Here is a 6,720-nt window from a genome sequence, read left to right as displayed (position 1 = left end):
GCGGCGGGCTGCGCCTGGACCGCCACCGCGCTGCTCGACGTCCCGAATCCGGTCACGCTAGGGGCCCTGGCGGTCCTCGAGCCGTCCGCGATCGGCCCCTGGTTCCCCAGCCGGGTGGTGCAGGCGCCCGAGCGGGCCCGCGACCTGGCGTTCCGGCCGAGCCCGATCCTGGAGCGCGTCCCCTGGAAGGGCCAGACGGTTCCGCTCGCGACGATGCTGGCGGAGACGCACACCAACGCCTTCCTGGTGGTGCAGGACGGAATCCTGATCCACGAATGGCAGCGCCCCGGGACCGGCCCGGCGACCTTGTTCCCGTCCTGGTCGGTGGCGAAGTCGATCGTGTCGCTGCTGGTCGGCACCGCGGTGGCGGGCGGCAAGCTGGCGGAGACCGACCGGGTCTCGGCCCTGCTGCCCGAATTGCGGCACGGCGCGGTCTTCGGCCAGATCACCGTGCGCGACCTCCTCGACATGACGAGCGGGATCGCCGTGCCGGAGAATTACGACCCGCAGCATCCGCTCACCGGCACCGCCGGGATGTACCTGACGCGGGACATCACCGCCTTCGTGCGCGACAACGCCCACCTGGCGTTCAAGCCCGGCAGCCAGGGCCGCTACCGCAGCATCGACACCGAGCTGCTCGGCCTGATCCTGGCGCGGGTCGAGGGCAAGCCCTTGGCGGACCTGCTCTCGGAGCGGATCTGGAAGCCGATGGGCGCCCAGGCCGACGCGACCTGGAACCTCGACCGGGCCGGCGGCATCGAGAAGGCGTTCTGCTGCATCAACGCCACGCCCCGCGACTTCGCCCGCCTGGGGCTTCTGGTGGCCGACCAGGGCCGCGCCGGGCAGAACCGCATCATCCCGGCCCGCTGGATCGACCGGATCGAGACGCCGGCCCGCCGGGCGGTCGACGGCTGGCAGTACTCGGCCCAGTGGTGGCACGCCCCCGGGGGCGACGACAGCGACATCTCGGCGATCGGCGTCTACGGCCAATACGTCTACGTCGACCGCGAGACCGGGACCGTGATCGTGAAGCTCAGCGACCACGGCGCCGAGCAGGACGAGGTCGACACCCTGTCGGTGATGCAGGCCATCGCCCGCGACCTCGCCGCCCGCCGCACGGCCCGCTGACCCGGGGGCGCCGCCCGCCCCTGACAGACTCAAACATCTCCGGATGCGGCGCGGGTCGCCCCTCCCGTGCGGGCTACGATGTTCACACATCGGCTTGCCAAAGCCGCGCCGCGCCCCCTCTCCCGTGCGGGAGAGGGTTGGGGTGAGGGACCAGGTCTTTCCGGAGAGGTCGCATCCCTCACCCTGTCCCTCTCCCGCACGGGAGAGGGGACCCGCGCCACATCCGGGGATGGGTGAAGCCGATAGCCCGTGCGGGAAAGGGAGCAGGTCGCGCTTCGCCGGAAACGACCTGCGAACATCATAGGCAACAGCCGGGCGGGCAGGGAGGCCGCTCAAGCCTCGGTCGGGCCCGCGCCCGATGCGGGCCGGCGCCGGGCAAGCTGGAACACGCGTGTCAGCGACCCGACCCGGCCGTTGCGGATGAAACGCCGGCCGACACTGGCCCAGGCGATGGACGTCACGGGCGAGGCCGGATCGACCAGGGCGCTCAGCGCCCGGGCGTAGTCGAGAACCAGCCCGGGGGTCCAGGTCATCGACCGGGCGCCGTTGCGCAGCAGGGCCGCAGCCCAGAACTCCGGGCTGGTCAGGGCCTGGGCGAGGTTGCGCCAGGGATGCCCGTCCCGGCTGAACGCGCCCTCCACCGCCACGTCCAGGGCGCGGGCGACCGTGGTCGAGCAGTTGCGGCTGATGAAGTTGTAGGTCGTGTCGCGGTGATAGGCGTCCCAGAACGCCCGCAGCCGGGGGCCGTCGACGCCGTCGAGCGTGACCGCGACGGTGGCCTCGCACCAATCCGCGACCTCCGCGCGATGCGACGGCAGGAACCGGCCGGGGACGTCGTTCTCGGGGCCGGCGCGCAGGCTCGACCGGAGGTTGGCCGGCGAGCGGTCGATCTCCACCGCGGGGTAGTGGCTGATATAGAGGTCGCCCCCCAGTTCGAGGGCGGCGTGGCCGGTGGAGTAGCGCCCCGCCACGTCCACGGAGGCGACGTAGCGCCGGACCAGCCGCTGCGTGGCCGGCGTCGTGGCCTGGCCGGTCGGCGTCCAGACATAGACGGTCAGGCTGTCGGAGCCCGGGGCCGACGCCCCCTCCGGCACCGGCTCCGGGGCCGTCCGCCGGGTGCGCAGGCCCGCCAGGGCCAGCCGCAGGCCGTTGATGACCAGGAACATCCCGATGCAGTAGCCGACCGTGCCGACATACCAGGTCGGCCAGGGCTGCAGGTGGAACACGCCGAAGGCGACGCCCAGCGCGCCGAGCGCCACCGAGGTGCGCCATTCGGGGAACTTCAGCAGGTAGGCGAGGACGATCCGGACCGCGCCGTCGACCAGGAAGACGGTGCCGAACAGCATCGCCAGCAGGAAGAAGCTCGAGGCCGAGGCCATCATGATCAGGATGGCCGCCACGGCCAGGAACAGGCCCTTGAAGATCCGCAGCCGCCGGGCCGCCCCCGCGGCGATCAGGCCGGCGCCGAGCGAACCGAGGGCGTCCACCAGCAGGAGCAGGCCGAACCAGCGCTCCGGGATGTGGACCGCCCCCGCGAGGGCATCGATCATCACGGCGGCGCCCAGCAGGGCCAGGGCCACGCCGGCGGCCAGGATCAGGTGCGCATGGCGGCGGACCGCCTCGCCCCCGACCAGCACCTGCCACAGCGGAGCCATCCGGGCGTTGCCCTCCCGGATCGGACGATCCGGATCGAGGCCGCCGGGCCGGGTTTCCAGGGATGAACGATGGGACATGGCAGGTCGTCTTCGGAAGCGCGCGTGCGACCCGAGCCGCTCCCGATCGCGTTGCCATCGGGAGCGGCTCGGGTCCTGGATTCGACGCGCTCGCTGACGCCGAACCGGTATCCATTTCGGCGGCGAGCGCGCCGGCACCTTCCACGACTCGCCTAAGGACCAGGTTAAGGCAATCGCGGCCGTCGCGCCGGACGCCGAGATGTCCAAAGCGAACGACCGGCTCCGCCATGCCGTCCGACCGGGTGACGTTTCGGGAACGGCAGCCGATTCACGCGGACCGGACACCGCTCCGGGGCGTCGCCCCAGCGCAGATCAGTCCTCGCGCTTAAAAACCGACGTTTCATACGATATAGGCTCGACGATGATAACTTTATTCAATAAAAACCTAAGATTTAAACCCCGCATTGTCTAGAAGGGTTGCGAAATAGCGACCGTATTAAGAAGATTCAATCAAATCCATAAGGAACTAATTATTAAAGGCCTTATATAAATCTATAGATGCACTATTTATTTTATTGTCGGTATTCATAATTATCTCACAGGATAATTATAGTTATAGCTCGGTTTTCAAATTAAAAACAAATCCCTGTCCGCATTCAATAGCTCTTCGCGCAACGGGCTTGCTCCTCATTAGCGGCGAGCAGGTGAGCTTTTTGGGCCACCCCAGGTAGCCATCGCCGCGTGCTTCGACTGCGTCGGCCCGTCCGATTGAACATTATCTGTCTGGATCCACGAAACGAGCAACCTCGTGTTGGATTTGTAGGACAAATTCTGTTCAAATACTATCCAAGGTAAACCCTAGACAATTCGCCGCATTTTCGTATTGTTAGTCGCCAATTCTGGCGGAGCATCAGCAGTCGCGTAGAAGTTCGCACGGGACGATCCGGTAAAATTATCCGTATCCCTCCCAGTCGGACTTGTAACGCCGCGGCAACCTGAAGCGAGGGGAACATGACGACTATCGAACTGCACGAAAAGATGCCGGAACCGAACTACGACTTGATCAAGTGCACGGCTTCACTGGTCGCGGCTTATGTATCGCGGAACGCCGTCGGTGTTGGCGAACTGCCGGTTCTGATCGATCAGGTGCACACGGCGATCTCGGTGCTTCAGGGCAGCACCGCCGGCTCGACCTCGGCCTGGACCGGCCCGACGGCCGCGCAGATCGAGGCCTCGATCGGCCAGGACGGCCTGATCAGCTTCATCGACGGCCGTCCCTACAAGACGCTCAAGCGGCACCTCACCGCCCACGGCCTCACCCCCGAGCGCTACCGCGCCAAGTTCGGCCTGCCCGCCGACTACCCGATGGTCGCCCCGAGCTACGCCGAGCGGCGCTCGCAGATCGCCAAGGCGATCCAGCTCGGCCACAAGGTCGCCTGACTCAAGCGTGTGCGTCCCGACGCGGACCGGGCCCCGGTTCGGGCCGACCGGACCGGTTGCACGGGACGCGCACCTTGACCGCCCCGATGCCGGCTCTCGCACCGACTGGCATGCAGGTGCCCCCGGCGCAGATCCGGCGCCGCTTGCCGGCCGCCGCGCCCAGCAAGAAGCGGCCGAGGGCGGGCCGGCCCTTACGGCGGTCCGCTCCCGAACCGCTCAGCGCCTGGCCACCGCCAGCGTGCCGTCATCCACCGGGATGAACCGGATGCCGGATCGGCGCAGGGACGCGACGGCCTGAAGGCGCGACCGGCTTCCCCGATGCTCGCTGTCCTCCTCCAGGCGCCGGACGGTGGAATGCGACAGGCCGCTGGCCTGGGCCAGGTCCATCATCGACCAGTCGAGCAGGGCGCGCGCGGCGCGCAGATGGTGGCCGGTCACGCACTGATCGAGCCCCTCGCCCACAGCCGGCGCGATCGGCATGGGGCTTCGGACCGGGTGCTTCAGCCCGCAGCGGCCGAGATAGGTGCCATCCGGATCCCGGACCGGGACCGTGACGATCTTGAAATGCCAGAGCTCGCCGTTGGCGAGGCGCTCGTGGACCGTGCCCTGGAAGAACTGCCGCCGCTCGATCTGCGCCGCAGCCGCGTCCTGAAAGGCCTGCCGCTCTTCGGGAACGACCATGACGTAGGGATTGATGCAGATCTCCTCGTGCGAGACCCCGTGCACCTGCGCCACCTCGAAGGGGAACTCGAAGCGGCGATCGAGCCCGAGCGCGAAGCACGCAATGTGCTCCGTCAGATACAGGGCCCCCCGCCGCCGCCGCTCCGCCTGGCGCATCAACACCAGCTGCTCGCGGTCGGTGACGTCGAGGGCCGTGCCGTTCACGGCCACGGGCCTTCCGTCCCCGGAGAAGCGCGCCTCCATCATCAACGAGAGGATGCGGACCGTTCCGTTCGGGCGAATCACCCGGACGATCGTCTCGCGAGGGACGTGGCCCTGCCGGACATCGCCGAGCGACGGCAGCCGGTGCCGATCCTCCGGATGGACCAGGTTCAGGAGCAGATCGTAATGCGCCTTGGCGGCATTCGGGACGAGGCCGAGCAGGCGGAAGAACCCCGGCGACCAGATCTGCTCGCCACCCGCGAGCACCCAGCTCCAGGCTCCGCTCAACCCCCGGCTCTCGGTGAGCGTCAGGAATTCCCCGGACGAGAATGTCAGCGCGCTGAGGGCGGAGTGAAACATCTCAATCCCTCTCGGGTCTATGCGTGGCCGCCATGGCGTCAGACCCATTCCGGTCGGACCGGGCCGGCCACAGGCTGTCGTTCGAGACCGGCCATCGCGCCGACGGCCTCGCGCGAGGGGCTTCCCAAACGCCCGCAAAGCCGCGGCCCCGGCTTCCGGTTGCGTGCGATCGGGCCCCTCCTGTCCTGCACAAGAATCGAACTCATCCCGATACAAATCGATGCCGTTCGGATCTGCCGAGGTATCGACCCTCATAGGATATACAAATTCGCCTTCTGATTCACCCCGCTCGTTCGGTAGATCGGTTATGCATTATCGATGGTCTCGATCATTAGAGATCGATAAAATTTTCTGGAGACATTTTACAGTCGTGTATCTCGCGACTCATTCGCAGTGAATGACACCGGCCTCGACAAGTGACAGATATGACTACGTGTTACGATTTCGATTTGAGTTCGGCAGCAATAATGTCCTTGCGATACGCCGGACGATAATCAGTTATGCTGTTGCCAGATTGAATTTTATGTTACCGATATTGTTCAAAGCGGATTTTCAGATCCCCGATACGGTCTATGCCCTCGCCAACCTATGGATGTGCGCTGGGAGACGGCGCGCGACGCCCGCAAACCGGATGGCGGATCGGGTCGATGCGCGCCATCTCCAGACCGGTTCGCGTTCGCGCGGCGGCCGCGCGATTGACAGGCCAGGCCGGACGGGGCCGGTCCTCCACCGGGCCGGTCGAGGCTCCGCACAGGGAGAAGCCGCATGAGGGTCGCCTGCGTCGGCGAGTGCATGGTCGAGTTGTCGGAGCGGCCGGACGGGAGCCTGGTCCGCGGCTTCGGCGGCGACACGCTCAACACCGCCCTCTACCTCGCCCGCCTCGGCGTGACGGTGGATTACGTGACCGCCCTGGGGGATGATCCCTGGAGCGACGCGATGGTGGAAGCCTGGGGCCGCGAGGGTATCGGCCTCGAGCGGGTCCGCCGCCTGCCGGGCCGGATGCCGGGGCTCTACATCATCCGCACCGACGACGCGGGCGAACGCAGCTTCCATTACTGGCGCGACAGCGCCGCCGCCCGGGACCTGTTCTCGGAACCGGGCGCCGCCGAGACGCGCGCCGCCCTGGAGGCCGACGACCTCGTCTACGTCTCCGGGATCAGCCTGTCGCTCTACGGCGAGGCCGGCCGCGCGGCGCGCGCCGTAGAGCGACAGGCTGATCCCGGAGACGTAGACGAGG

General features: G+C 67.4%; 5 protein-coding genes. 3 read left to right on the top strand and 2 right to left on the bottom strand.

Annotated elements, in window-relative coordinates; translation table 11 throughout:
- Nucleotides 1-1,128 (top strand): serine hydrolase (locus FV228_RS16935; protein WP_147855697.1); only part of this gene is annotated, 1,128 nt, incomplete at its 5' end.
- A 332-nt stretch (nt 1,129-1,460) separates the two neighbouring features.
- Here the strand turns inward: FV228_RS16935 and FV228_RS16930 are convergent.
- The gene (locus FV228_RS16930; protein WP_147855696.1) at nt 1,461-2,861 is read right to left on the bottom strand and encodes a DUF4105 domain-containing protein; all 1,401 of its coding nucleotides are present in this window, start codon (nt 2,859-2,861) and stop codon (nt 1,461-1,463) included.
- A 951-nt stretch (nt 2,862-3,812) separates the two neighbouring features.
- Between FV228_RS16930 and FV228_RS16925 the strand changes: the two genes are divergently transcribed.
- Nucleotides 3,813-4,241: a MucR family transcriptional regulator gene (locus FV228_RS16925; RefSeq protein WP_147855695.1), complete on the top strand. Its 429-nt coding sequence runs from the start codon at nt 3,813-3,815 to the stop codon at nt 4,239-4,241.
- A gap of 216 nt (nt 4,242-4,457) precedes the next feature.
- Here the strand turns inward: FV228_RS16925 and FV228_RS16920 are convergent, their stop codons facing one another.
- Complete coding sequence (locus FV228_RS16920; protein WP_147855694.1) at nt 4,458-5,483, bottom strand: PAS domain-containing protein; 1,026 nt, start codon at nt 5,481-5,483, stop codon at nt 4,458-4,460.
- Nucleotides 5,484-6,248: 765 nt separating this feature from the next.
- On the opposite strand from FV228_RS16920, the gene FV228_RS16915 reads away from it, so the two are divergent.
- On the top strand, nt 6,249-6,720 hold a 472-nt coding region (locus tag FV228_RS16915), incomplete at its 3' end, for a PfkB family carbohydrate kinase (protein WP_246693930.1).

Origin of the sequence: Methylobacterium sp. WL18 (assembly GCF_008040015.1) — a bacterium.
In the GTDB taxonomy this organism is placed as follows: Bacteria; Pseudomonadota; Alphaproteobacteria; order Rhizobiales; family Beijerinckiaceae; genus Methylobacterium; species Methylobacterium mesophilicum.
Note: the sequence above shows the minus strand (reverse complement) of the source record. Positions and strands in the feature narration are given on the sequence as shown.

What these genes read in the sequence shown, in the direction of transcription:
- FV228_RS16920 (WP_147855694.1), bottom strand. Translation starts at nt 5,483, where the DNA reads ATGTTTCACTCCGCCCTCAGCGCGCTGACATTCTCGTCCGGGGAATTC.
- FV228_RS16930 (WP_147855696.1), bottom strand. Translation starts at nt 2,861, where the DNA reads ATGTCCCATCGTTCATCCCTGGAAACCCGGCCCGGCGGCCTCGATCCG.
- FV228_RS16925 (WP_147855695.1), top strand. Translation starts at nt 3,813, where the DNA reads ATGACGACTATCGAACTGCACGAAAAGATGCCGGAACCGAACTACGAC.